The organism is Kitasatospora sp. GAS204B (genome assembly GCF_029892155.1).
GTDB lineage: Bacteria > Actinomycetota > Actinomycetes > Streptomycetales > Streptomycetaceae > Kitasatospora.
In genome coordinates, this window is record NZ_JARZAG010000029.1 from 25,957 (window position 1) to 45,931 (window position 19,975).

The window sequence follows — 19,975 nt, forward strand, 5'->3', positions numbered from 1 at the left end:
CCGCCGAGCCAGCCGAGCTCGCAGAGTCAACGGCGATGCAGGCCAGCGGACTTCGGGCAGGTGGCCGCCCTAACCCCCGCCGCCCCAGAGCGGGCCGCCCAGCCGCTGCAGGTGGTCCCCGCCGGCCAGGATCGCGTCGGCGAGCGCGGCGGCCGGGCCGCGGGCGGTGGTGCGGCCGGTGCTCAGGACGAACTCGGTGGCGCCGAGGTCGGGCAGCCCGAACTGGGGTGGCAGGACGCGCAGCCCCGGCGGGATCATGCCTTGGGCGTGGGCCACCACGCCCAGTCCGGCCAGTGCGGCCGCGCGTACGCCGGACAGGCTCGCGCTGGTGCAGGCGATGTGCCATGGCCGCCCGGCCCGATCGAGCGTGTCGAGGGCGCGGGAGCGGGTGAGGCTGGGCGGCGGGTAGACGATCAAAGGGACCGGCCGGCCGGGCTCGGGACGGTAGTCCTCGGCGCCGATCCAGACCAGGCGGTCCCGCCAGACCAGCCGGTCCGCCGGGTAGCCCGGCCCCGGCCCGGTGCCGTCCGCCGGCCTGTCCAGCAGGCGCTTTCCGAGCACCAAGTCAAGCCTGCTGTCGGCGAGTTGCTCGTACAGCAGCGCGCTGCGTCCCACCGTCAGCTCCAGGTCGACCTCGGGGTGGCCGCGCCGGAAGGTCCGCAGCAGCTGCGGCAGCTCGGTCAGCACGAAGTCCTCGGATGCCCCGAACCGCACCCGACCGCGGACCGGGGTGTCGGCGAAGTACGCGGCGGCCTGCCCGTGCGCCGCCAGGATCGAGCGGGCGAAGCCGAGCATCGCCTCGCCTTCCGCGGTGAGTTGCACGGTGTGGGTGTCCCGGTGGAAGAGCCGCCGCCCGGTCGCCTCCTCGAGCCGGCGGACGTGCTGGCTGACCGTGGACTGCCGCAGCCCCAGCCGCTGGGCGGCGCGGGTGAACCCGCCGGTCTGGGCGACCGCGAGGAAGGATCTGAGCTGGACCGGATCGAACACACCGCCATCGTACTGCGCTTATCACATCTTGTGATGACAGTGAGTCCCGTGAGCGGGATTCACAATCAGCGGGCCGACGGCAAGGCTGAGAGCGCCCGAACCACCGCCCGAGCCACCGCCCGTACCGCTGCCCCCGTCACCGCCCTCGTCACCGCCCGAACTGCCCGTGGAGCGCCCCCATGCCCGGTCCGACACCGACCCGACGCCTGCCCGTGGACCCGTTCGTCACCGCGCTGCTCTGCGTGGTGGGCCTGGCCCTGCTGCTGCCCGCCGGTGGCGCGGCGGCGCCCGTCGCCTCGGACGCGGCCGTCGGCGCGGTCGGACTGCTCTTCTTCCTCTACGGAGCCCGGCTGTCGACCCGCGAGGCGATGGAGGGCCTGCGGCAGTGGCGCCTGCACGGCGTGGTCCTCGCGATCACCTTCGGACTCTTCCCCCTGCTCGGCGTGGCGTGCCGGATCTTCGTCCCGACCCTGCTGCCCCAACAGCTCTACCAGGGCCTGCTCTTCCTCTGCCTGCTGCCGTCCACCGTGCAGTCGTCGATCGCGTTCACCTCGATCGCCCGCGGCAACACCGCGGCCGCGGTCTGCAGCGCCACCTTCTCCAGCCTGTTCGGCATCGTGCTCACCCCGCTGCTCGCCGCCCTGCTGCTCGGCACCCACGGCGCGGGGATCACTTCGAGGTCCCTGCTGGGCATCGTCGAGCAACTGCTACTGCCGTTTCTGGCAGGCCAGTTGCTGCGACGCCGGATCATCGGGGCACTGACCCGGCACCGCCGAATACTCGGCCTGGTGGACCGCGGTTCGATCCTGCTGGTGGTCTACAGCGCGTTCAGCGAAGCCGTGCTCGGCGGTGTCTGGCGGCAGGTGTCGCTACCCCGGCTCGGGATACTCGCGATGCTGGAAGCCGTGCTGCTGGCGCTGGTACTGGTCTCGTCCGCACTGATCGGGCGCCGGCTCGGCGTTGACCAGCGGGACCGGAAGGTGATCGTCTTCTGCGGTTCGAAGAAGAGCCTGGCCACCGGAATCCCGATGGCCACGGTGCTCTTCCCCGGCCCCGCGCTGGGCCTGACCGTGCTGCCGCTGATGCTCTTCCACCAGCTGCAACTGATGGTCTGCGCCGTCCTGGCCCGCCGCTGGGGCGCCGAGGCGGTAGCCGCAGGCGAGGACCACGAGCCGGCCCCCGGAAGGGGACAAACAGGCCATTTGACTGCGCTGGGTGGCCGGCCGGTCGCATCATGTGCGCATGGTGAACTTCGCTGACGATGCTCCTGGCTACCTGACCATCCGAGTATCCGCCCCGGACGGTCCGATGGCGGAGCTCGCCGATGTCGAGGCGTGGACGGCGCGCGAGAAGTATCCGCAGATCATGTCGGGCGGGAGCCCGGTCTTCGGCGTCGCCCGTGAGCGGCCGCAGGGCGGCTGGGAGTTGCTCTCCTCCATGGTCGACGTCTGTCCGCAGTCGGCCCGCGAGCACCTGGGCATGCTCTGCCGCGAGCAGGCCGCCAAGGCGGGGGAGGCCGGCGACGCCGAGTCGCAGCAGCGGTACGCGGCGCTGGGCGAGCGGCTGGACTGGGAGAAGATCGACGAGGTCGAACTGGACGCCCGCTACCGCGTGGTACGAGCCGAGCGGCACATCCGCAGCGGTCCCGACGGCCCCGAGCCGCCCCGCCCCAGCGACCCCGACGACCACCCCGAGCGCGACAGCGCCGACCCCCACAGGCGCGACCGGAGCGAGGACCTGGAACCGACCGCCGGTTTCGTCATGGACCCCGCCCTGCCGACCGGGATGTCCGAGGGCATCCTGAAAGCCGACCTGATCCAACTGCGGCCCGTCGAGGGCCAGTTTCCGCCGGAGGTCCATGAGGACGCGCTGCGGGCGAGCCTGACCCACCCGGGCGTGGTGCTGCTTCCGGCCGCCTTCACCGTCGCCGAGCGGGTGGGCAGCCGGTGGCGTCCGGGCGGCATGATGGACGCGCCCACCGCCTTCCAGGCCCGGGACATCCTCTCGATGCGGCTGCGCGTGGCCGAGCCGATCGAACGCGGGCTCTCCTCCGAGCAGCGGGTGCGCTACACCGAGGCGGCGGACCAGCTCGAGGCCGAGCAGGCGTACGAACTCGCCGTCGAGGACCGGTTCCTGCGGATCATCCGGGTGGAGCGGGCGGTCCGGTTCGGCCCGGACGGCCCCGAGGGCCCGCGCCCCTCCGACCACGATCCGCAGGACCCGTGCAGGGTGCTGGACCAGCGGCTGCGGGCGCAGGGCGTCGTCCTGGACGAGAACACCCCGATCGTCCTCGACGAGACCGCGAAGGAGTTCCAGCGCCTCTTCGAGGCCGAGATGGCCCGGCGCGGCAAGCCGGTCCAGCATGCGGAGGACGACGGGGAGTGACAGCCCGCCCGTCAGCCGCCTCGGCTGCCGCAGCTGCCGCAGCTGCCGCAGCTGCTGCGGCTGCCGCGGCGCGAACCCCGGTCGGCCTGCCGCCTACGGCCTGCGCGCGAGCACCAGCCGGCACCGCGGGCTGCCGTCCTCGCGCCGTCCCAGGTCCTCCAGCGGCGCCGTCGTGACGGTGAAGCCGGCCGCTGCCAGGTCCGTGCGCAAGGCCTGCAACGGGCAGGTGCGGTAGTACATGACGAAGGGCGGGCGCCACACCGCGTTCCGCACCCGCATCACCGCGTCGAAACCGGCCAGCACCCAGTAGCCGGGCGAGGTGATGCGCGGGGGCGCGGTGATCGGGAAGGCGAAGAGTCCGCCGGGCCGCAGGGCGCGGTGGACACCGGCGAAGAGTGCGCGCCGTTCCGTGGGCAGGAAGTGTCCGAGGGCTCCGAAGGTGACCGCCAGGTCGAACGCCTCGGCGAAGGGCAGGGCCCGCGCGTCGGCCCGTACCCACTCGGCGCCCGGGTGCGCTCCGCGAGCCCCCGCGAGCATGCCGACGCTGAAGTCGACACCTGTGATCCGTCCTTGGCACAGCGGCTCCAGCACCCGCAGACCCGCGCCGGTGCCGCAGCACACGTCCAGTGCCTCCCCGAACGGCCCGAGCGGGCGCAGCGCGTCGGCGGTCGCGTCGAGGATGCTGTCAGGGGTGCGAAAGGGCGTGTGGTCGAACGTGGGAGCGAGCAGGTCGTAGCCGTGCTCGACCGAGGACAGCGCCTGGACTACCAGACCGCGCAGCGAAGGGCCTTGTGGGGAGAACACCGCCCCAGCGTAGAGGAGGCGCCCCGGCCTGCCGGGGCCTCTCCAGCCACATCGCCCCCGCGCCCACGGGTTCAAGCGGGCGGCGTGGCCGAGGACCACACGCCGAACCACTGTTCGGCGCCCCACTCCTCGAACCGTTGCACCTCGGTGAACCCCAGTTTCGCCGCGAGGCGCATCCCACGGTCGTTGGCGGTCTGGGTGACGAGGACCACCGGCTCGCCGGGTCGCGCGTCGGCGAACCAGCCGAGCGCCGCCGTGCACGCCTCGGCGGCGTACCCGCGTCCCCACACCTGCGGCAGGAACAGGTAGCCGAGCTCGGGCTCCCCGGCATCCGGACGGACCTGACTGCGATGCTCCGGCTCGCGCCGGTTGAGCTCGATGGCGCCGATCATCGCTCCGTCCAGCTCGACCACGAAAAGGCCGGGGCGCCGCCTGGGCACCTCGGGCAACGAACGCTCGAACTCGTCACGCGGTCGAGCGCCGCCGATGTAGGTGCCCACCTCCGGCGAGGTGAACAGCTCGATGATCGCCGCGCGGTCCCGGACCTCGGGTTCGCGGAGCACGAGCCGCTCGGTCTTGATCGGGGCAGGCGGCCAAGGGACGGGGTGCACCGTGATCTCATCCGACATGGAACGGCTCCTGATCCTCTCGGCCACACGGTTCGACCTCGTATGACCATGGCAGGCAACGACTTCTGACGTCGCCACACATCGGGACGCGCTGCGACGAGATGCCAGTTGCGTGCGAACGGAGAAGATCCGCCGGACCGGCCCTACTTCAGTCGACGTGCGAACTTCTCGATGGCCGCCGGCGTGACGGGGGTGAAGAAGTTGACGAGGTTGCCGTCGGGGTCGCGGAACAGCAACGACCGGTTGCCCCAGGGCATCGTGGTGGGCTCGGCGACGAAGTCGGTGACGAAGCCGGTCAGGTTCTGGTGCACGCGGTCCACGTCGTCGACGCGGAACTCGGTGATCACGCTGTGGTTCTCCCCCGGACGGGCAGAGCCCGGGGCGAACAGCGGCACGGTCCGGGTGCTGGCGATCGCGAGGGTGGCGCTGGGGGTGTCGAGCTCGGCGAAGTCCTCGGTTGCCCACACCGCCCGCACCCCGGTGGCTCGCTCGTAGAACTCGACGAGGCGCGCGACGTCGCCGGTGATGATGCGGATCGAGACGAAGTCCATGGTGATCTCCTTGGCTGATGGAATCGCTGTACGTCGCAGGCTAGGAGAAATAGTGGACAGAATCGGTCCGGTATTCGCGCTAGCCTTTGCACATGCCTCGACCCACCGGCCGCGTGCTGACCCTGCTGGAGCTGCTGCAGTCGGGCGGCACTCGGACGGTGGCCGAACTCGCCGACCGGCTCGGCGTCGATGGGCGCACCGTGCGGCGGTACGTGGACCATCTGATCGACCTCGATGTGCCGGTGGAGTCGGTGCGCGGCCGCTACGGCGGGTACCGGCTCGGCCCCGGATACCGGTTGCCTCCGCTCATGCTCAGTGACGACGAGGCGCTGGCCGTGCTGCTCGGCTTGGTCGCCGGCCGCCGAGCAGGGTTGCTGACGGCGGGGCACACCGCGAGCGAGACGGCATCGGCCAAGATCCGGCGCGTGCTGCCCACACACGCCGCCCACCGGCTCGGCACCCTCCTGGAATCCCTCGCCTTCACGGACCAGCCCGGTGAGTTCGCCGCCCCGGACGCCGAGGTCCTGCTCACCATCGCCGATGCGGTACGCCACCGCCGACCGGTCTCGATCAGATACACCGACCGCGACGACCGGCGCAGCGAACGCACGCTGCACGCGTACGGGATCGTCGCCCACGCGGGCCGGTGGTACGTCACGGGCACGGACCCCGAGATCGGCGAGGACCGGACCTTCCGGCTCGATCGCATCGCGGACGCGAGGACCCTGCCCGGCTCGTTCGAGGCGCCCGTGGGTCCCGATCCGGCACAGCGCGTGTTGTCAGGGTTCGCCACGGCCGAGTACCGGCATGAGGTGACCTTGCGGATCCACGGGACAGTCGAGCAGATCCGCGCCCACCTTCCCGCCAGCGTCGCGAGCCTGGCGGAGCACGCGCAGGCACCCGCGCCCACGGCGGACCAGGACCGGACGGACGAGCGCTGGCTGCGCGTCGAACTACGGGCGGAGCGGCTCGACTGGTTGCCTCCCACGCTCGCCGCACTCGACCGGCCGTTCGTCATCGAGCGCCCCGACGAACTGCGCGACCTCGTCGTCGCGTTCGCCGAACGCCTCGCGTCCTACGGCCGCCGAGCCAGCTGACCCGATGGGTGATCCAGGTCACAGGGGGCTGGTGCATAGCGGGCCGACTGCCACTGCCTTTCCAGAAGTACAGGCGTGTGGAGGGTGGAAGGGCGGTGCTGGTGAAGCAGCCACGGGCGGATGGTTTCGATGAGTTCGTGGCGGCTCGCTGGCCGGCGCTGCTTCACCTGGCGCGCCTGCTCACCGGTGGGGACCGGCACCGGGCCGAGGATCTTCTGCAGGAAGCACTGGTCAAGCTGTGGTTTGCCTGGCCGAAGGTCGCGGGTCAGGCGCCGGAGGCGTACGTGCGTCAGATCCTTGCTCGTGCGGCGGCCCGCTCGGCGCGCAGGAGGTGGTGGGGCGAGCGCCCCACCGAACAACTGCCCGAGATGGCTGACCACATGGAACTCAGCGTGACAGTGGAGGAGCGCACCCGGCTGGAGAGCGCGCTGGCCCTACTGCCGATACGGCAGCGGGCCGCGGTGGTACTGCGCTACTACCAGGACCTGCCGGAGCAGCAGGTCGCAGAGGTGCTGGGCTGTCCCATAGGGACCGCCCGCTCCCTGACGTCCCGTGGAGTGGCGAAACTACGGCAGGTCCTGGCCGGGGTCGGCGAGCCGGTGAGGTGAAGGAGAGACAGATGGACCACTTCGAACAGGAGCTGGCACGGATGATGCGCGACACGCAGGAAGACACCCCCTTCGCACCCCGGGACCGGGAACGCCTGCAGGCCGGCGTGCGGGCCCGACGCCGCACCCGGGCGGCTCTCATGGCCGGCGGATCAGCCCTGATCCTCGCCGGTGTCGGCGTCGGCCTGCCCGCCGCCTTCGCCCAGGACCACCACGCTGTGACGACCCCGGCCTCCACGGCCACCGGCAACCCGGTGCCCCGGCCGACTCCGAGTCCGGCTGGGCAGCCCGGTAACCCGGCGCCCACACCCACCTCGGCCGGGCAAGCCAGCAACCCGATGCCCACACCCACCTCGGCCGGACAGGCCGGTAACCCGACGCCCACACCCACCTCGGCCGGACAGGCCGGCAACCCGACGCCCACACCGACTCCGGGCGGGCAGCCCGGTACTCCGATACCCACACCCACCTCGGCCGGACAGGCCGGCAACCCGATCCCCACGCCGACTCCGAGTCCGGCTGGGCAGCCCGGTACCCCGACGCCCACACCCACCTCGGCTGGGCAAGCCGGTAACCCGATGCCCACACCGACGACCCGGTAGTCAGCGGGGGGTGAACTCGACCTTGCGGCTTGAGAACGCATCAGCCCTGCCTCAATAGCCGTGCTCATCCATGCGCAAGGACCAGTTCCTGCGTCCCGGTGACCGTGCCGTCAGCGTTCTTCGTCAAGCGGACGACCAGGACGTGCTTGCGATCCGCCGGCACGGTCACCGAGAACGGCTGACCATCGTTCAGACCGGGCGCCTTGAAGTCCACCCGGGACCCGAAGGCTCCGCCGGCTGTGGGCACATCCCGCGAGGTACGTGACGTCATGGATGTGGCGCAGAGTTCGGGCCGGCCGTGGCGGACCAGCCGGCGAGCAGCTTCAGGCCGTCGGCCGCGGCGGTTCCGGGTGGCGCGCTGTAGACGACCAGGCTCAGGCCGCTTTCGTCCGGCAGGATCATGGTCTCCTGATCGAGTTCCAAGTCGCCGACGAGCGGATGGTTGAGGCGTTGCGTGCTCTCGCGGAAGACATGGACGTCGTGGGATCCCCACATCACGCGGAAGGCATCGCTGCGGGTGGACAGTTCGCCGATCAGGTTCGACAGCTCCCGGTCGTAGGGGTTCTTCCCCGCCTCGATGCGCAGCGCGCCTACGCCGAAACGGGCCATGCGTTCCCAGTTGACGTAGAACCGCCTGGCTGCGGGGTTGAGGAACGCGAACCGGGCGACGTTCGCCCCGCAGGTCGGGTCGGCGAACATCTCCGAGTACAGCGCCCGGCCCAACGCGTTGGCGGCCAGCGTGTCCAGACGGTTGTTCATCACGTACACCGGCAGCTCCGGCATCCCCTCGACGATCCGCGCCACGCTCGGCCGCACCGTCGGCCGAACCGCCCGTTGCCGAACCCGCGGCTCGGGCCCCGGCCCGGCAGCGCGGGCGAGGTCGCACAGATACATGCGCTCCGTGTCGTCGAGCCGCAGGGCCTGGGCGAGGGCGGCCAGCACGCTGTCGGAGACACCTTTGAGGTTGCCGCGCTCCAAGCGCGTGTAGTACTCGACGCTCACCCCGGCGAGCGCCGCGACCTCACCCCTGCGCAGTCCGGACACCCGACGCTGACCATACGCCGGCAGACCCGCCTGCTCGGGGCTGATCTTGTCGCGCCGGGAGCGGAGGAAAGCGCTGACTGCGTCCCGGTTGTCCATGAGCACAGGGTAGGCGGGCCGCGTGACGGGTGAGGGGCCCTGCAAGTACCCCTCACGGCGGAGACTCCCCCGCCACGACCACCTCCCGTTGCATGGTGCGTGCCCCGATCCCCGGGGCCCGGCCGGTGCGAGGACATTCGCGCCCCGGCCGACCTTTCCTGAACAAGACTGGAGGGCACAGAAGATGAGCAACCTGACCGAGACGGTGACGCAGAGCCCGTCGGATGTCGTGCGAGGGCTGTATGACGCGCTGCGCAAGGGCGACGTGCCGGGTGTCCTGGCCAAGCTCGCCCAGGAGGTGATCGTCGACGAGCCGAAGCAACTCCCCTACGGCGGCGTGCACGAGGGCCGCGAGGCGTTCGTGCAGTCGGTCGTGGGCGTGATGATGGGCTACGCCGACGTCGCCATCACCGAGGCGGAGGTGTTCGAGGGCCCGGCCGGCGTCATCGGAACGCTCATCGGAACGCTCACGGCTCACACCACCGGCGAGGAGTTCCCGCTGACCCTGGTCGAGATCCACCAGGTCGAGGACGGCATGGTCCGCAAGATCGACGTCTACGCCAAGAACCCCCACGAGCTCGCCGCGTTCTACGCACGCGCCGAGGCGGGCACCCGCTGACGGTCACACGCTTCACCGAGGTGGGCGGCCGCCCGGACCTGGACGATCGCGTCCTGAGCGGCCCCGGCCGCCCCCTGGATGGGGTGGTCGGGGCCTTTCGTCGCTCCTGTACGCTCGGCCGGCTGTCGACGCAGCGCGACCCGAGGACCATCGTCCAAAGCCGAACCGTCAGCCGACACTCCTCGACAGCGATCGCTGCCCGAGCCGTCAGCCGTGCAGGGTGACGACGTACCCGTCGGGGTCGGTGAATGCGAAGGTCCGGCCGAACGGGCCGTCGAACGGCGGGGTCACGATCCGCACGCCGTGCTCGACCAGGTCGTTGTGGATCTTCTCGACGTCCTCGGCCTTGAGCCACAGCGCCACGCCCCAGCCGAGCTTGTCGACGGCGTCCAGGTCGACCACGGGTTCGCGCACCGCGAACGGGACGGGCCGGGTGTCGAAGACCACCGCGTGGGGCGGGGAGGTGAGGGCGCGGGTGAGCCCGAGCCTTTCTTCGTAGAAGCGTGCGGAGGCCTCCAGGTCGTGTACCTGAAGCGCGATGAACGACGGTCCGACGACAGCCATGGTGAGAACACCCTTTCAGTATCAGGAAACCTGACATTAAGAGTAGATCCGCACCCCGAACAATGCAAGGTAACCTGATACAAGCCAGGCAAGACCAAAGGCGAAGGAGGGGACCATGAGTGGTTCACACCGGCCGGAGAACACCGCCGACCGGCCCGGATACCTGATCAAACGGGCCCAGGCCGCACTCAACGCCCAGATGACCCGGGCCCTGCACCAACACGGCGTCACGCTCGCCCAGTTCGCCGCGCTCACGGCCCTGGCCGAGGAACCAGGCCTGTCCAACGCCGAGCTGGCGCGACGCGCGTTCATCACCCCGCAGAGCATGAACGAGAACCTGCGCGAGCTCGAACAGCGCACCTGGGTCACCCGCAGCCACCACCCCACCCACGGCAGGATCCGGCAGACCGAGCTCACCGAGCAGGGGCGCACAACCCTGCAGGCCTGCGACGCCACGGTGACGCTCATCGAGCAACGCATGCTCGCCGAACTCGACCCCGGCCAGCGCCGCCAACTCGCCACGGCGCTGCGCACCTGCATCGCCGCCCTGAACCCCGCACAACCGGAGGCGCTCGAAGCGCCGTGACCGGCCGAAACACTCCAGCCGGCCGGCAGGTCGCACCTGTGCGGTAGAACGTGCCAGACACTTGCCCCGCCGCTGGTGGAGGGCGGAGCGGCTCAGCCTTCGCGCGCCTCATGATGCGTGGGTGCTCAGCCAGAGCAACTGGCCCCCGAAGTCACGCTGCCCGACATCGGCGACTACGTGCGCTGGGCCATGATCCTGCCGCCGAACGGCTCGCTGGAGAACCTGACCGCGCAGGACGCCGTGCTGTCCAGGATGGAAGGTTGGCACCCGCATCTGCGACGCGATCCACGCCGCCTCCCCGACCTGCGGCAACGGCGCGAACACCGCACTGCCCGACGCCGACTTGCTGCGCCGCTGCCTGATCGAGGAAGGCGAAGGCCGCCAAGATCCGCTCAGCGCGGTCGACGACACGAAGCCGTCCCGGGTGACGAGTTTCGCGCCGGCTGCCTGGCCGAAGCGGGCGAAGTAGCGTCCCATCATGACGAAGTCCGCTCCCATCGCCAGCGCCAGGGCCACGTGGTAGTCGTGCGCCAGTCCGCCGTCGGAGCAGATCGGCACGTACTCGCCGGCGGCCCCTCGCTCCGGCTCAGCTCCTGAGCGGCTGGGCCGTCGGTGCCAGGCCGGCGAGGAAGACGTCCACCAGGCGTCGCGCGGCTCGGTGCCAGTCGGTGACGTGCGGGAGTTGTTGCGCCATCAGCGCGCCGAAGATCACCAGGTCGGCCGTGCGCACGTCGTCCCGGATCGTGCCGTCCTGCCTGCCCCGGCTCAGCAGCGAGCCGAGCTCGCGGTGCACCTCGGTCTGGAGGGCGAGGGTGTCCTGGTCGAGGGGCATCGGACCGCCGTGCAGGGGCAGTACGAGGTCGGGACCGTGCTCGATGGTCTGGTCGAGGAAGCAGCGCACGGCTTCGAGTCCGGACTGATCGGTCTCGGCGGCCCGGCCGGCCGCGCCCAGGACGAGTTGGAAGGAGCGGTGCGTCAGGGCGCCGAGCAGGGCTTCGCGCGAGGGGAAGTGGCGGTAGACGGTGCCCACGCCGACTCCCGCGTCCGCCGCGACGGTCGCCATCGGTACTGCGGTGCCCTCCCGCCTGACAGCGGCGGCCGCCGCCGCCAGCACCCGGTCCCGGTTGTCGGCCGCGTCACGCCGCAGCTCCCGCCGCGGGGCGCTTTCGTTCGACTCTGCCTTCGTCACACCGTCGATGATGGCACCACCGCCGCCCTCGTCCGACAGCCCGTCCGCGTCATTGACGCTCCATCAAACGGACGATACTGTCCGCTTAGTCGTGTCGATGGCGGCGGTTCCCCGTACTACCCGATGCCACCGGAAGGTTGGGACCACATGGTCGACGTGGACGCAGCGCCGTTCGAAGTCGAGGTGCGCGGGCGCGGCCCCTGTCCGATCGTGCTGGGCGCGTCTCCCCACCAGAAGGCGCTGCGTCACCTACCGCTACGCCTCGAGTGACCAGAGCGACCTCGATGTCTTCGTCAAGGTCTCGTTGGTGTCCGCGGACCCCGACGCCGGGCTGCCGATCAAGGTCACCCAGGGCTGGCCGCGCGCCTCGCACCGCGCCGAGGACCCCGAACTGACCGCGAAACCCGAACCCGATCCCGAACCTCGAACGGAGCTCGCAATGAGCATGCTCTACCTCGCGCAACCCGAGCAGCAGCAACAACTCGAATGGCTCGGCGGCGGCACGCTGGCGATGCTGCTCGACGCCAAGGCCACCGACGGCCAGCTGATGATGGGGCGCTTCGACGTCGCCGAGGGCGAGGCGCCGCCGTATCACATGCACACCCGTGAGGATGAGATCTTCCTGCTGATCAAGGGCACCGCCCTGGTGTGGTGCGACGATCAGGAGTACGAACTCGCCGAGGGCGGCGTGGTGTTCCTGCCGAAGCTGAAGCCGCACGGGTACCGCATCACCTCCAAGAAGGCCGACCTGCTGGTGGTCAACACGCCGGCCGGGATCGAGGAGATGTTCCGGGAGGGCGGCCGCGACAAGTCCACGCCGCGCCCGCCCGGCTTCCAGGTGACGCCCGACCCCGCCCTCGTCGAGAAGTACGGCAGCGTCATCGTGGGGCCGCCGCGCTGACGATCCGTCAGGGACGCTCCGGGGGACGTTCAGGGACGCTCAGGGAAGCTCAGCGGGTCGGCGCGGGAACCATGTGGTCGAGTGCCTGCGCACAGCCCGTCGCTGCCTCGCTCGAGCGCGGCAGCATGACGCTCTCGTAGGCGCGGACGGCATCGTCGACGGTGGGTTCGGTGACGAGGGCGTGGGCGAGGTCGGCGCCGTCGAGCATGGCGAGGTTGGCGCCCAGCCCGACCGGCGGCATCAGGTGCGCGGCGTCGCCGAGCAGCGTGACGCCGGGAACGTGCGCCCAGGTGTGCGGAGCGGGCAGCACGAACAGGGGCCGGTTGACGAACCCACTGTCGCTGTTCCGCAGCAGGTAGCGCAGGCTCTCGTCCCAGCCGTCGAACATCCGCAGCAGGTGTGTCCGCACGGCCCGCTTGTCGTCGAGGTCGACACCCGCGGCCACCTGCCAGTCCGCCGGCGCGCGGAAGGCGACGTAGGCGCGGATGTGGTCATTGCTGTTGCGCTGGGCGAACAGGGTCCCGTCGACGCCCTTGGCCAGCATCGATCCGTTGCCGACCAGCCGCATGAGGTCGGGGTGGCGGGTGTCGCAGCGGTCGAAGCCGACCTCGACGAAGGTGACACCGGTGTAGCCGGGGACGGCGTCCGACAGGGCCGGGCGGACCCGCGACCAAGCGCCGTCGGCGCCGACCACCAGGTCGAACTCCTCGGCGGTGCCGTCACCGAATTGCAGCCGGCAGGTGCCGTCCGGCAGCGGGGTGGCCCCGCTGACGGCGTGGCCCCAGCGCACCGTGTCCTCGGTGAGCGAGTCCAGGAGCAGCGCGCGCAGTTGGCCTCGGTCGATCTCCGGCCGAGGCCCTTCTCCGGTGGCCGGCACCTGCTGCGCCAGCGGGGCGGCGGTGGCGAAGTCGAGCACGCGCCACTCGTCTCCTTCGGGGCGGGACAGCGCCTGGAACCGGTCGAACAGCCCGGCCGCGCGCAGGGCGGCCTGGCCGGTGTCGGCGTGCATGTCCAGGGTGCCGCCCTGCGGGCGGGCGTCGGCGGCTGCCTCGCGTTCGAAGACGGTGACGGAGCGGCCGTGTTGCTGAAGGACTCGAGCGCAGATGAGGCCACCGAGGCCGGCGCCGACGATCGCGATGCGGGGGTCACGAGCAGAGTTCATGGGAGTGTCCCTCGGGAGGTTGGGTGAGCCGCCGGGAGGCCGGCGCTACCAAGAAAGCACACTCATGAAATAAGTGCAACGACTACACTTTCATAGCCGTTGCACCCTGGAGTACAGTGGGCGAGTGACCGAACCCACCGGGCGCCGCGAGCGCAAGAAGGCCCAGACCCGCCAGTCCCTGGCCGACGCCGCACTCGAACTCTTCCTGGAGTGCGGCTACGACCAGGTCGGCGTCAAGGACGTCGCCGACGCCGCCGACGTCTCGGTGACCACCCTGTTCAAGCACTTCTCCGGCAAGGAAGCCCTGGTCTTCGACCAGGACGACGACCTGGAAGCCGCGCTCGTCGCCGCCGTGCGCGACCGCACCGACGGGCAGTCGATCCCGCAGGCGCTGCGCGAGCACATCCTGCTGAAGCAGACCCAGTTGGCCGTCCATGCCACGGACTCGCGGTTCGCCGACTTCACGCGCCTGGTGCAGGAGACCCCGGCGCTGCGCGACTACGCCCAGCGGATGTGGACGCGCCACGAAGCGGCGCTGGCGCGGGCCATCGCCGAGGCGGTCGGCGTCCCCGAGGACGAGGTCAGCTGCGCGGCCCTGGCGCGTTTCGCTCTCGAGTCCCGCAGCCTCATCCTGCGGCACCCCGAGCCGCGCCGAGCCGCCGACGAGGCCTTCGCGTTGCTCGAACACGGCTGGGCGGCCGCCCACCCGGGCAGCTGACCCGGCGCAGGCGGGCCGACGTGCGATGTGCGGGCGGGTCAGCGCAGGGAACGCCGGCTGTGCGACGAGCGCACGGCGATGTACACCACGTCGGCGACGAGGAGGACCGCGCCGATGACGAGGAGGAAGATCAGCCCGTGCACGACGGCGCCGACGATACCCAGCAGGATCGCCACGATGACGATGAACAGGAAGAGGACCATCGCATGACTCCCCGGTGGTAGTTCCGAAGTGCTCAACGGCGGGCGAGTTGGCGCTCTCCGCCGGCGCCCACCTGGTAGGTCAGGCCGTAGTGCCGGAACACGGCCTCCTCGTCCTCGGCGGGCAGGATGTCGTCCATACCGATCGCCGGGCAACCCTTCACCAGTGCCTTGTCGAAGGCGACCTTCACATACCCGGGCCCCACGCTCGCGCCGTCCAACGGCACGAATACCAGGCGATGTCGGGTGGGCAGGCCGATCTGGACGGTCGCCATCGCCGGCTCATCGGTGCTGGTGTCCACGTACACCGCCTCCAGCGCGCCGATCTTGTGGCCACCCGAGTCCACGACGTCATGGGTGCGCCACTCACGGATGTCGCCCATCTCGATCATCTCGGCTCCCTTCACACCGCACGGGGCACGACGGGCCCCGCCCGGCCTCCGCCGGCCTGTACCTTCCAGCTTGCGCCCGATCCCTCCATGAACACCAGCCCCTCCTGCTCCATGAACACCAACCCCTCCCGCCTGACGGTCCGTCACCAATGAACCGTCCTGACACAGGCCCCCTTCGGTGTCGGCGACAGTCCACCGGTCGCCACGCCGCCGTCGTGCCCGTACGGTCGGGTGCAGGTGGAGGATCGGAATCGTCGTCGCGGGAGGTCAAGGTGCGGCACTATCGGTGGATCCTCGAGGTCCAGGACGACGAGGGCCTCTGGTCCCGGCGAACTGGTGCCCCGATGTCGAATCCGCTGGACTACGACGGGCCGCCCCAGCAGGCGGCGAACCACCTGCGGGACGTGTTCGTCCGCACGCTGTCCGAACCCGCTCCCGGCCCCCGGGCTGTCAGGGTCCGCGTCCGCGAGGAAGGCGACCCCGCCGACGGTGCCCAGGCCGAGAGCGAGTGGTCACAGGGCTAGGGCAGGAACGCCTGGTTACGCCGCCCCGCACCACGCGGCCGCCCGCGTCCGGGCGACGCGCGCGCGGCCGGCGGCCTCGTCGGCGCCGCCGGCGGGCTTGGCGGCCGACGGGAGGAAGCCCGAGCGGACGCCCCGGCCCGCGTTCCCATCGACGCCGCCCTTCCCCTCTCCGGCGATCAGGGCGCTCGCGGTACGGGTACTGGCCGGGTCGGCAGCCGCCGACATCAGCCGAGCGGCATCGACCACGTCCGTGGACGGCGGGACGACCAGCAGCTCGAGTCGGAGCGGGGCGTAGGAACAGACCACGATCTCCTGCTGGTCCTGTTCCTCACTGAACCAGCCCACGTGCACGAGGTGTCCCGCGACCGGGATCCGCCGCGGGATGACCGGCCACTGCGCCGGGTTCACGGTGATCCGCAGGACCTCACCCCAGCGCTTCTCCAATGCCGCGGCCAGGGAGGGGATTTCGAGAAGAAGGTCACGTGATCGGGGCCACCACGCACCATCCAGGCGGCCCGGCCGTACGCCGTCAGGCGCAAGCGACAACCGCACGTCGGAGTCGATGGATCGCATCGCGATCGCACGGTCGAGGGTCATAGTCATGATCAAGCACCTGTCTCCGGACCCCCGGAGCAGGGGTCCGGCAGAGCCGCGCGCCGGAGACGACGCCAGTGTCCGGTGCCGGCATTCGAAGTGCCTTCGGTGACACCCAGGTTACTCCGAGCAAGGCCGGGGCGAGCACTGGCGCGGCAGCCACGCCCTGGTCGCGACCCGGCGGGCGCCTTGCCTCACCGGAGGACGCCATGCGTAACACTGTGTGGCGTGTCGAACACAGAGAAGGACGGCGGCAGCGGTGCGCCCAGTCCCGACGCCCCGTTGGCCACACTCGACCACCTACCACTCAAGATCGCCCTCTCCCCCATCCTCCCGGAGATCGTCGTCACCACCGTCCCGCTCCACGTGTGATGCGAGCGCTGGTGCCCGCAGACGGACAGGAGCAGGCTGAGAAGTGGCTCGGTGCCGGACGACCGCACAGGCCGCCCCGTCGCCGGCCGCAACAGGACGGCCACGCGCGCCTGCACGCCCGCCGAATCCCTGGAGGTCCCCCATGACCGATCCTCCCGTCCCCCACCCGGCTGGCCCGATCGTGGTCGGCACGGACGGTTCGGTCCCAGCCCGGCAGGCTGTGACCTTCGCGCTGCGCGAGGCCCAACTGCGCGGCACCGGGCTGCGAGCCGTCTGCGCATACGAGTACACGCCCACCCTGCACTCAGGCTTCGAACGGGCGGTCGACTCCGGCCCCGACAGCAACCCCATCCCCCAGCAGCGCGATCTCGTCACCCAGGCCGTGGCCGACTCCGTCGAGCAACTGCGGCAACAGCTCGGCGGACCCGCCGTGGACGTGGAGATCGTCTGCGAGAAAGGCCGTCCGGCGCAGGTCCTGCTCGAAGCGAGCAAGGGTGCCTGCCTGCTCGTGGTCGGCTCCCGGGGATCAGGTGCGTGGGGACGCCTCACCCTCGGCTCGACCAGCACCGAGGTCGTCCACCACGCTCACCTTCCCGTCGTGGTCATACCGGTGGAGCACGACACCGCCGCTACCTGACGATGTCCTGGGGCCTGTCCGGCACCTGACGATCGGTCACGAGATCGGCGAACCGCCGGGCAGCCTCGGTGGGGTTGGCCGGGTGGATGAGTTCCGTCCGATGGACCAGGCGGGGTGCGGCGACCGGGACGGCCGCGATGCCGGGAAGCGTGGCGGCGAGTGGCAGCGGGAGCGCGGCGAGGCCGTGGCCGGCGGCGGCCAGTGCGGCGAGGCCGTGCAGATCGGTCCCGCGGTGGCGGACGCGGGGGTGGAAGCCGTCGGCTCGGCAGACGGCGCGCAGCCGGTCGAGCGGGATCGCGGTGTCGGGGGCGTCGATCCACTGGGCCTGCGTGAGGTCGATCAGGCGCACCGACCCGCGCCCGGCCAGCGGATGGTCGCGGGGGAAGAGCACGGCCAGGGTCTCCTCGGCTGCGGCGAGCGTGGTGGTGGGGCCGAGGTTGGGCAGTGGGAGCGGGTCGCTGGGGGCGGCGGCGCCGTCGACCAGGCCGATGTCGGCGCCCCCGGTGAGCACGTTCTCGATCACCGCGTCCCGGCCGAGGACCCGTACCTCGAGGTCCAGCGGGTGGGTGGTGGTGCGCAGTTGGGCGAGGGCCCGGGCAACGGCGGGACCGAGGGCGGCGGGCGCGTGGGCGAGGGTCAGCCGGGTGGGGTGGGTGTGGCGCAGGCGGGTGATGTCGGCGCGGGCGGCGTCCAGGAGCAGCAGCAGGGCGGGGGCGTGTTCCAGCAGTCGTGCTCCGGCCGGGGTGGGGGCCACGGGGCGGCGTTCGATCAGTCGGGTGCTCAGGTCGGCCTCGAGCGCGGCGATGTGCTGGGAGACGGCGGACTGGGTGTAGCCGAGCACCGAGGCGGCGGCGGAGAAGGAGCGCTGGTCGAGGACCGCGACGAAGGTGCGCAGCAGATGCGGATTCACGTGCATCAGTGTTGCTTATGCACGGTGCAGAGAACATCGTTGGACCTGATGCTGGAGGGCCAGCAGGATGGTGGTCATGAACCACACCGCACGTATCGCCCTGGTCGGCGACCGCTCCGACGCCGTCCGCGCCCACACCCGCATCCCCGGCCTGCTCGAGACGCTGCGCGGACGGGACGGGCTGGACCTGGACGCCTACTGGATCCCCAGCGAGGACGCCGACCAGGACCTCGACGGCTTCGACGCGATCTGGGTCCTGCCCGGCAGCCCCTACCGCAGCGAGGACGGTGCCCTGGCGGCGATCCGCACCGCACGCGAGAGCCGCATCCCGTTCCTGGGGACCTGCGGCGGCTTCCAGCACGCACTACTGGAGTTCGCCCGCGACGTCTGCGGCCTCGACCGCGCCGGCCACGCCGAGAACGACCCGGCGACCGCCGACCAGGACGCGGTGATCCTCCCGCTGGCCTGCTCGCTGGTCGGCCATGAGGGAGCCGTCCGGGTCACCCCCGGCTCCCGGGCCGCCCAGTTGCTCGGCGCGGAGCGCACCCAGGCGCGGTACCACTGCAACTACGGCGTCAACCCGCAACACCTGGACGTGCTGCGCGAGCACGGCCTGGCCTTCACGGGGACCGATGAGTCCGGCGACGTCCGGATCGCCGAACTGCCCACCCACCCCTTCTTCCTGGCCACCCTCTTCCAGCCCGAGCTGGACGGTGACGGCACCCGGGTCCACCCGCTGATCACCGGACTGGCCGCAGCCGCCACCGACCACGCCGCCGCCCGATGAGCGCGCGCACCGTACTGGGCACCGTGCTGGACCGGGCAGGCGTCCCCGTCCGCGCCTGGCTGCGCGCGTGCACCGTGCCCGAGGCCCACGCCAGAAGCCCGCTCGCCACCTTCCCGGACGCCGCGCTCGGTGCCGCGCGCTCAGCGCCGCAGAATCTGATGCCGGCTCAGCAGGAGATGTTGCCGCCGCCGACGTCGGTACCGAGGACGCCGACGAACCTCTTGTAGAGGTTGATCCGGTCGTTGCGCTCGTCCGGGTTCTTGCCGTTGCACTCCAGGTCGCCGTTGATGCTGCGGATCGTCTCACCGAAGCCCCTGCCGTTGACCATCGCGTCGTGCGGGGTCATCGTCCCGGCGCCCTTCTGGGTGTCCCAGAACCACAGGGCGGTCTCCCAGGACACGGCGGCGTCGCGCTCCACCCGGTACGGGTCCTTCAGCAGGTCGATGTGCAGGGCGTCACCGGCCGCCTTGTAGTTGAAGTTCCAGCTCAGCTGCAGCGGGCCGCGCCCGTAGTAGGCGGCCACACCGGCCGGGCAGCCGTAGGGCCGGCTCTGGTCGCAGTAGTGGGAGTAGTTGGCCTGGTTCTGCTCGACGATGTATTTCAGGCCGGCGGTCTCGTGGCTCACGTTGGCCAGGAAGGCGGCCGCCTCGCGCTTGCGCACCGCATCGCTGCCGGTCGTGGCGAATCCCGGGTAGGCACTCAGTGCGCTGGTCAGGCCCTGGTAGGTGTAGAAGCCGTTCCGGGCCGGGAACATCTGGTTGAACTGCGCCTGGCTGACCACGAACGACCCGGCGGCCGAGGCGGGCACCGCCGGAACGGCGACCGCCAGCCCGCTGACGACCGCCGCGGCGCTCAGCATGGCCAGCACGCGGGACCGGGTTCGGGATACGGCACGGGAAAGGGACATCTGCACTCCTTCGGTGGCGGGGACCGAGCTGCTCGAGTCGTCGGGGGCGAGTGATTCGGATTCTCGGAGCTTCGAGGACGAATCAACGGCTGGAGCCTTTCATGAATTCG

29 protein-coding genes and 1 pseudogene are annotated in these 19,975 nt (G+C 71.0%); 15 read left to right on the forward strand and 15 right to left on the reverse strand.

The features are described from left to right. Positions 1–69: 69 nt before the first annotated feature. Complete coding sequence (locus P3T41_RS30460; protein WP_280693794.1) at positions 70–987, reverse strand: LysR substrate-binding domain-containing protein; 918 nt, start codon at positions 985–987, stop codon at positions 70–72. 179 nt (positions 988–1,166) lie between these two features. On the opposite strand from P3T41_RS30460, the gene P3T41_RS30465 reads away from it, so the two are divergent. Continuing rightward, a complete protein-coding gene (locus P3T41_RS30465; protein WP_280693795.1) occupies positions 1,167–2,246 on the forward strand; it encodes a bile acid:sodium symporter family protein in 1,080 nt (359 codons plus the stop codon). Next, positions 2,230–3,372, forward strand: coding sequence for a DUF5954 family protein (locus P3T41_RS30470; protein ID WP_280693796.1), 1,143 nt, complete (start codon positions 2,230–2,232; stop codon positions 3,370–3,372). Before P3T41_RS30465 ends, P3T41_RS30470 begins: the two co-directional genes overlap by 17 nt. A gap of 93 nt (positions 3,373–3,465) precedes the next feature. Here P3T41_RS30470 and P3T41_RS30475 read toward each other — a convergent pair whose 3' ends face one another. From P3T41_RS30475 to P3T41_RS30485, 3 genes are all read right to left on the reverse strand, one after another. Next, positions 3,466–4,176 (reverse strand): class I SAM-dependent methyltransferase, encoded by a 711-nt coding sequence (locus tag P3T41_RS30475; RefSeq protein ID WP_280693797.1) that lies wholly within the window; start codon positions 4,174–4,176, stop codon positions 3,466–3,468. Between the two features lie 71 nt (positions 4,177–4,247). Continuing rightward, the gene (locus P3T41_RS30480) at positions 4,248–4,805 is read right to left on the reverse strand and encodes a GNAT family N-acetyltransferase (protein ID WP_280693798.1); all 558 of its coding nucleotides are present in this window, start codon (positions 4,803–4,805) and stop codon (positions 4,248–4,250) included. Positions 4,806–4,948: 143 nt separating this feature from the next. Next, positions 4,949–5,356, reverse strand: coding sequence for a VOC family protein (locus P3T41_RS30485; RefSeq protein WP_280693799.1), 408 nt, complete (start codon positions 5,354–5,356; stop codon positions 4,949–4,951). 92 nt (positions 5,357–5,448) lie between these two features. On the opposite strand from P3T41_RS30485, the gene P3T41_RS30490 reads away from it, so the two are divergent. The 3 genes from P3T41_RS30490 to P3T41_RS30500 all read left to right on the forward strand — a co-directional run bounded on the left by P3T41_RS30490 (position 5,449) and on the right by P3T41_RS30500 (position 7,663). Then, a complete protein-coding gene (locus P3T41_RS30490) occupies positions 5,449–6,453 on the forward strand; it encodes a YafY family protein (RefSeq protein WP_280693800.1) in 1,005 nt (334 codons plus the stop codon). Between the two features lie 101 nt (positions 6,454–6,554). Continuing rightward, positions 6,555–7,061 carry a SigE family RNA polymerase sigma factor gene (locus P3T41_RS30495; RefSeq protein WP_280693840.1) on the forward strand — a complete coding sequence of 169 codons (507 nt, stop codon included), beginning with the start codon at positions 6,555–6,557 and terminating at the stop codon, positions 7,059–7,061. Positions 7,062–7,072: 11 nt separating this feature from the next. Beyond that, complete coding sequence (locus P3T41_RS30500; RefSeq protein WP_280693801.1) at positions 7,073–7,663, forward strand: cellulase; 591 nt, start codon at positions 7,073–7,075, stop codon at positions 7,661–7,663. A gap of 64 nt (positions 7,664–7,727) precedes the next feature. Here P3T41_RS30500 and P3T41_RS30505 read toward each other — a convergent pair whose 3' ends face one another. Together P3T41_RS30505 and P3T41_RS30510 are read right to left on the reverse strand one after the other, a co-directional pair. Next, entirely contained in the window at positions 7,728–7,877 is a 150-nt protein-coding gene (locus tag P3T41_RS30505; protein WP_280693802.1) for a hypothetical protein, read from the reverse strand. A gap of 53 nt (positions 7,878–7,930) precedes the next feature. Further along, positions 7,931–8,803, reverse strand: coding sequence for a helix-turn-helix domain-containing protein (locus tag P3T41_RS30510; RefSeq protein WP_280693803.1), 873 nt, complete (start codon positions 8,801–8,803; stop codon positions 7,931–7,933). 184 nt (positions 8,804–8,987) lie between these two features. Between P3T41_RS30510 and P3T41_RS30515 the strand changes: the two genes are divergently transcribed. Further along, entirely contained in the window at positions 8,988–9,422 is a 435-nt protein-coding gene (locus tag P3T41_RS30515) for a nuclear transport factor 2 family protein (protein ID WP_280693804.1), read from the forward strand. Between the two features lie 207 nt (positions 9,423–9,629). Here the strand turns inward: P3T41_RS30515 and P3T41_RS30520 are convergent, their stop codons facing one another. Beyond that, positions 9,630–9,986, reverse strand: a complete 357-nt coding sequence (locus P3T41_RS30520) for a VOC family protein (RefSeq protein WP_280693805.1) — start codon at positions 9,984–9,986, stop codon at positions 9,630–9,632. Positions 9,987–10,101: 115 nt separating this feature from the next. Between P3T41_RS30520 and P3T41_RS30525 the strand changes: the two genes are divergently transcribed. Beyond that, on the forward strand, positions 10,102–10,572 hold the full coding sequence (locus P3T41_RS30525) for a MarR family transcriptional regulator (RefSeq protein WP_280693806.1): 471 nt from the start codon (positions 10,102–10,104) through the stop codon (positions 10,570–10,572). Between the two features lie 328 nt (positions 10,573–10,900). After that, entirely contained in the window at positions 10,901–11,041 is a 141-nt protein-coding gene (locus P3T41_RS30530; protein WP_280693841.1) for a hypothetical protein, read from the forward strand. On the opposite strand, the pseudogene P3T41_RS30535 reads toward P3T41_RS30530, so the two are convergent. Both P3T41_RS30535 and P3T41_RS30540 read right to left on the reverse strand, forming a co-directional pair. Next, positions 10,981–11,133 (reverse strand): annotated as a pseudogene (locus P3T41_RS30535) (IMP dehydrogenase); the annotation flags it as partial. The gene P3T41_RS30530 and the pseudogene P3T41_RS30535 overlap by 61 nt on opposite strands. Before the next feature lie 25 nt (positions 11,134–11,158). Then, positions 11,159–11,761, reverse strand: coding sequence for a TetR/AcrR family transcriptional regulator (locus P3T41_RS30540; protein ID WP_280693807.1), 603 nt, complete (start codon positions 11,759–11,761; stop codon positions 11,159–11,161). A gap of 147 nt (positions 11,762–11,908) precedes the next feature. Here P3T41_RS30540 and P3T41_RS30545 point away from each other — a divergent pair, with 147 nt between their 5' ends. Beyond that, a complete protein-coding gene (locus tag P3T41_RS30545; protein WP_280693808.1) occupies positions 11,909–12,031 on the forward strand; it encodes a hypothetical protein in 123 nt (40 codons plus the stop codon). 37 nt (positions 12,032–12,068) lie between these two features. Further along, positions 12,069–12,662, forward strand: coding sequence for a cupin domain-containing protein (locus tag P3T41_RS30550; protein ID WP_280693809.1), 594 nt, complete (start codon positions 12,069–12,071; stop codon positions 12,660–12,662). A 49-nt stretch (positions 12,663–12,711) separates the two neighbouring features. Here the strand turns inward: P3T41_RS30550 and P3T41_RS30555 are convergent, their stop codons facing one another. Further along, positions 12,712–13,824 (reverse strand): NAD(P)/FAD-dependent oxidoreductase, encoded by a 1,113-nt coding sequence (locus tag P3T41_RS30555; RefSeq protein ID WP_280693810.1) that lies wholly within the window; start codon positions 13,822–13,824, stop codon positions 12,712–12,714. Positions 13,825–13,948: 124 nt separating this feature from the next. Between P3T41_RS30555 and P3T41_RS30560 the strand changes: the two genes are divergently transcribed. Next, positions 13,949–14,542: a helix-turn-helix domain-containing protein gene (locus P3T41_RS30560; protein WP_280693811.1), complete on the forward strand. Its 594-nt coding sequence runs from the start codon at positions 13,949–13,951 to the stop codon at positions 14,540–14,542. 38 nt (positions 14,543–14,580) lie between these two features. Here the strand turns inward: P3T41_RS30560 and P3T41_RS30565 are convergent, their stop codons facing one another. Continuing rightward, entirely contained in the window at positions 14,581–14,745 is a 165-nt protein-coding gene (locus P3T41_RS30565) for a hypothetical protein (protein WP_280693812.1), read from the reverse strand. Positions 14,746–14,777: 32 nt separating this feature from the next. Continuing rightward, positions 14,778–15,134 carry a PRC-barrel domain-containing protein gene (locus P3T41_RS30570; protein ID WP_280693813.1) on the reverse strand — a complete coding sequence of 119 codons (357 nt, stop codon included), beginning with the start codon at positions 15,132–15,134 and terminating at the stop codon, positions 14,778–14,780. 272 nt (positions 15,135–15,406) lie between these two features. On the opposite strand from P3T41_RS30570, the gene P3T41_RS30575 reads away from it, so the two are divergent. Continuing rightward, positions 15,407–15,658 (forward strand): hypothetical protein, encoded by a 252-nt coding sequence (locus P3T41_RS30575; RefSeq protein WP_280693814.1) that lies wholly within the window; start codon positions 15,407–15,409, stop codon positions 15,656–15,658. A gap of 15 nt (positions 15,659–15,673) precedes the next feature. Here the strand turns inward: P3T41_RS30575 and P3T41_RS30580 are convergent, their stop codons facing one another. Then, on the reverse strand, positions 15,674–16,255 hold the full coding sequence (locus P3T41_RS30580; protein ID WP_280693815.1) for a DUF5994 family protein: 582 nt from the start codon (positions 16,253–16,255) through the stop codon (positions 15,674–15,676). Positions 16,256–16,480: 225 nt separating this feature from the next. On the opposite strand from P3T41_RS30580, the gene P3T41_RS30585 reads away from it, so the two are divergent. Both P3T41_RS30585 and P3T41_RS30590 read left to right on the forward strand, forming a co-directional pair. Then, positions 16,481–16,624 (forward strand): hypothetical protein, encoded by a 144-nt coding sequence (locus P3T41_RS30585; protein ID WP_280693816.1) that lies wholly within the window; start codon positions 16,481–16,483, stop codon positions 16,622–16,624. A gap of 142 nt (positions 16,625–16,766) precedes the next feature. Next, complete coding sequence (locus P3T41_RS30590) at positions 16,767–17,261, forward strand: universal stress protein (RefSeq protein ID WP_280693817.1); 495 nt, start codon at positions 16,767–16,769, stop codon at positions 17,259–17,261. On the opposite strand, the gene P3T41_RS30595 is transcribed toward P3T41_RS30590, so the two are convergent. Continuing rightward, entirely contained in the window at positions 17,254–18,171 is a 918-nt protein-coding gene (locus tag P3T41_RS30595; protein ID WP_280693818.1) for a LysR family transcriptional regulator, read from the reverse strand. The two genes, P3T41_RS30590 and P3T41_RS30595, sit on opposite strands and share 8 nt — an antisense overlap. Before the next feature lie 76 nt (positions 18,172–18,247). Here P3T41_RS30595 and P3T41_RS30600 point away from each other — a divergent pair, with 76 nt between their 5' ends. Further along, positions 18,248–18,958, forward strand: a complete 711-nt coding sequence (locus P3T41_RS30600) for a hypothetical protein (RefSeq protein WP_280693819.1) — start codon at positions 18,248–18,250, stop codon at positions 18,956–18,958. A gap of 166 nt (positions 18,959–19,124) precedes the next feature. Here the strand turns inward: P3T41_RS30600 and P3T41_RS30605 are convergent, their stop codons facing one another. Next, positions 19,125–19,865, reverse strand: coding sequence for a chitinase (locus P3T41_RS30605; protein WP_280693820.1), 741 nt, complete (start codon positions 19,863–19,865; stop codon positions 19,125–19,127). Between the last annotated feature and the right edge of the window lie 110 nt (positions 19,866–19,975).

Excerpts from the sequence above, each read along its gene's own strand:
- P3T41_RS30515 (WP_280693804.1), top strand. The coding sequence starts at position 8,988 with ATGAGCAACCTGACCGAGACGGTGACGCAGAGCCCGTCGGATGTCGTG.
- P3T41_RS30600 (WP_280693819.1), top strand. The coding sequence starts at position 18,248 with ATGAACCACACCGCACGTATCGCCCTGGTCGGCGACCGCTCCGACGCC.
- P3T41_RS30490 (WP_280693800.1), top strand. The coding sequence starts at position 5,449 with ATGCCTCGACCCACCGGCCGCGTGCTGACCCTGCTGGAGCTGCTGCAG.
- P3T41_RS30570 (WP_280693813.1), bottom strand. The coding sequence starts at position 15,134 with ATGATCGAGATGGGCGACATCCGTGAGTGGCGCACCCATGACGTCGTG.
- P3T41_RS30520 (WP_280693805.1), bottom strand. The coding sequence starts at position 9,986 with ATGGCTGTCGTCGGACCGTCGTTCATCGCGCTTCAGGTACACGACCTG.
- P3T41_RS30465 (WP_280693795.1), top strand. The coding sequence starts at position 1,167 with ATGCCCGGTCCGACACCGACCCGACGCCTGCCCGTGGACCCGTTCGTC.
- P3T41_RS30500 (WP_280693801.1), top strand. The coding sequence starts at position 7,073 with ATGGACCACTTCGAACAGGAGCTGGCACGGATGATGCGCGACACGCAG.
- P3T41_RS30480 (WP_280693798.1), bottom strand. The coding sequence starts at position 4,805 with ATGTCGGATGAGATCACGGTGCACCCCGTCCCTTGGCCGCCTGCCCCG.
- P3T41_RS30545 (WP_280693808.1), top strand. The coding sequence starts at position 11,909 with ATGGTCGACGTGGACGCAGCGCCGTTCGAAGTCGAGGTGCGCGGGCGC.
- P3T41_RS30485 (WP_280693799.1), bottom strand. The coding sequence starts at position 5,356 with ATGGACTTCGTCTCGATCCGCATCATCACCGGCGACGTCGCGCGCCTC.
- P3T41_RS30590 (WP_280693817.1), top strand. The coding sequence starts at position 16,767 with ATGACCGATCCTCCCGTCCCCCACCCGGCTGGCCCGATCGTGGTCGGC.
- P3T41_RS30525 (WP_280693806.1), top strand. The coding sequence starts at position 10,102 with ATGAGTGGTTCACACCGGCCGGAGAACACCGCCGACCGGCCCGGATAC.
- P3T41_RS30555 (WP_280693810.1), bottom strand. The coding sequence starts at position 13,824 with ATGAACTCTGCTCGTGACCCCCGCATCGCGATCGTCGGCGCCGGCCTC.
- P3T41_RS30565 (WP_280693812.1), bottom strand. The coding sequence starts at position 14,745 with ATGGTCCTCTTCCTGTTCATCGTCATCGTGGCGATCCTGCTGGGTATC.
- P3T41_RS30510 (WP_280693803.1), bottom strand. The coding sequence starts at position 8,803 with ATGGACAACCGGGACGCAGTCAGCGCTTTCCTCCGCTCCCGGCGCGAC.
- P3T41_RS30580 (WP_280693815.1), bottom strand. The coding sequence starts at position 16,255 with ATGACCCTCGACCGTGCGATCGCGATGCGATCCATCGACTCCGACGTG.
- P3T41_RS30470 (WP_280693796.1), top strand. The coding sequence starts at position 2,230 with ATGGTGAACTTCGCTGACGATGCTCCTGGCTACCTGACCATCCGAGTA.
- P3T41_RS30605 (WP_280693820.1), bottom strand. The coding sequence starts at position 19,865 with ATGTCCCTTTCCCGTGCCGTATCCCGAACCCGGTCCCGCGTGCTGGCC.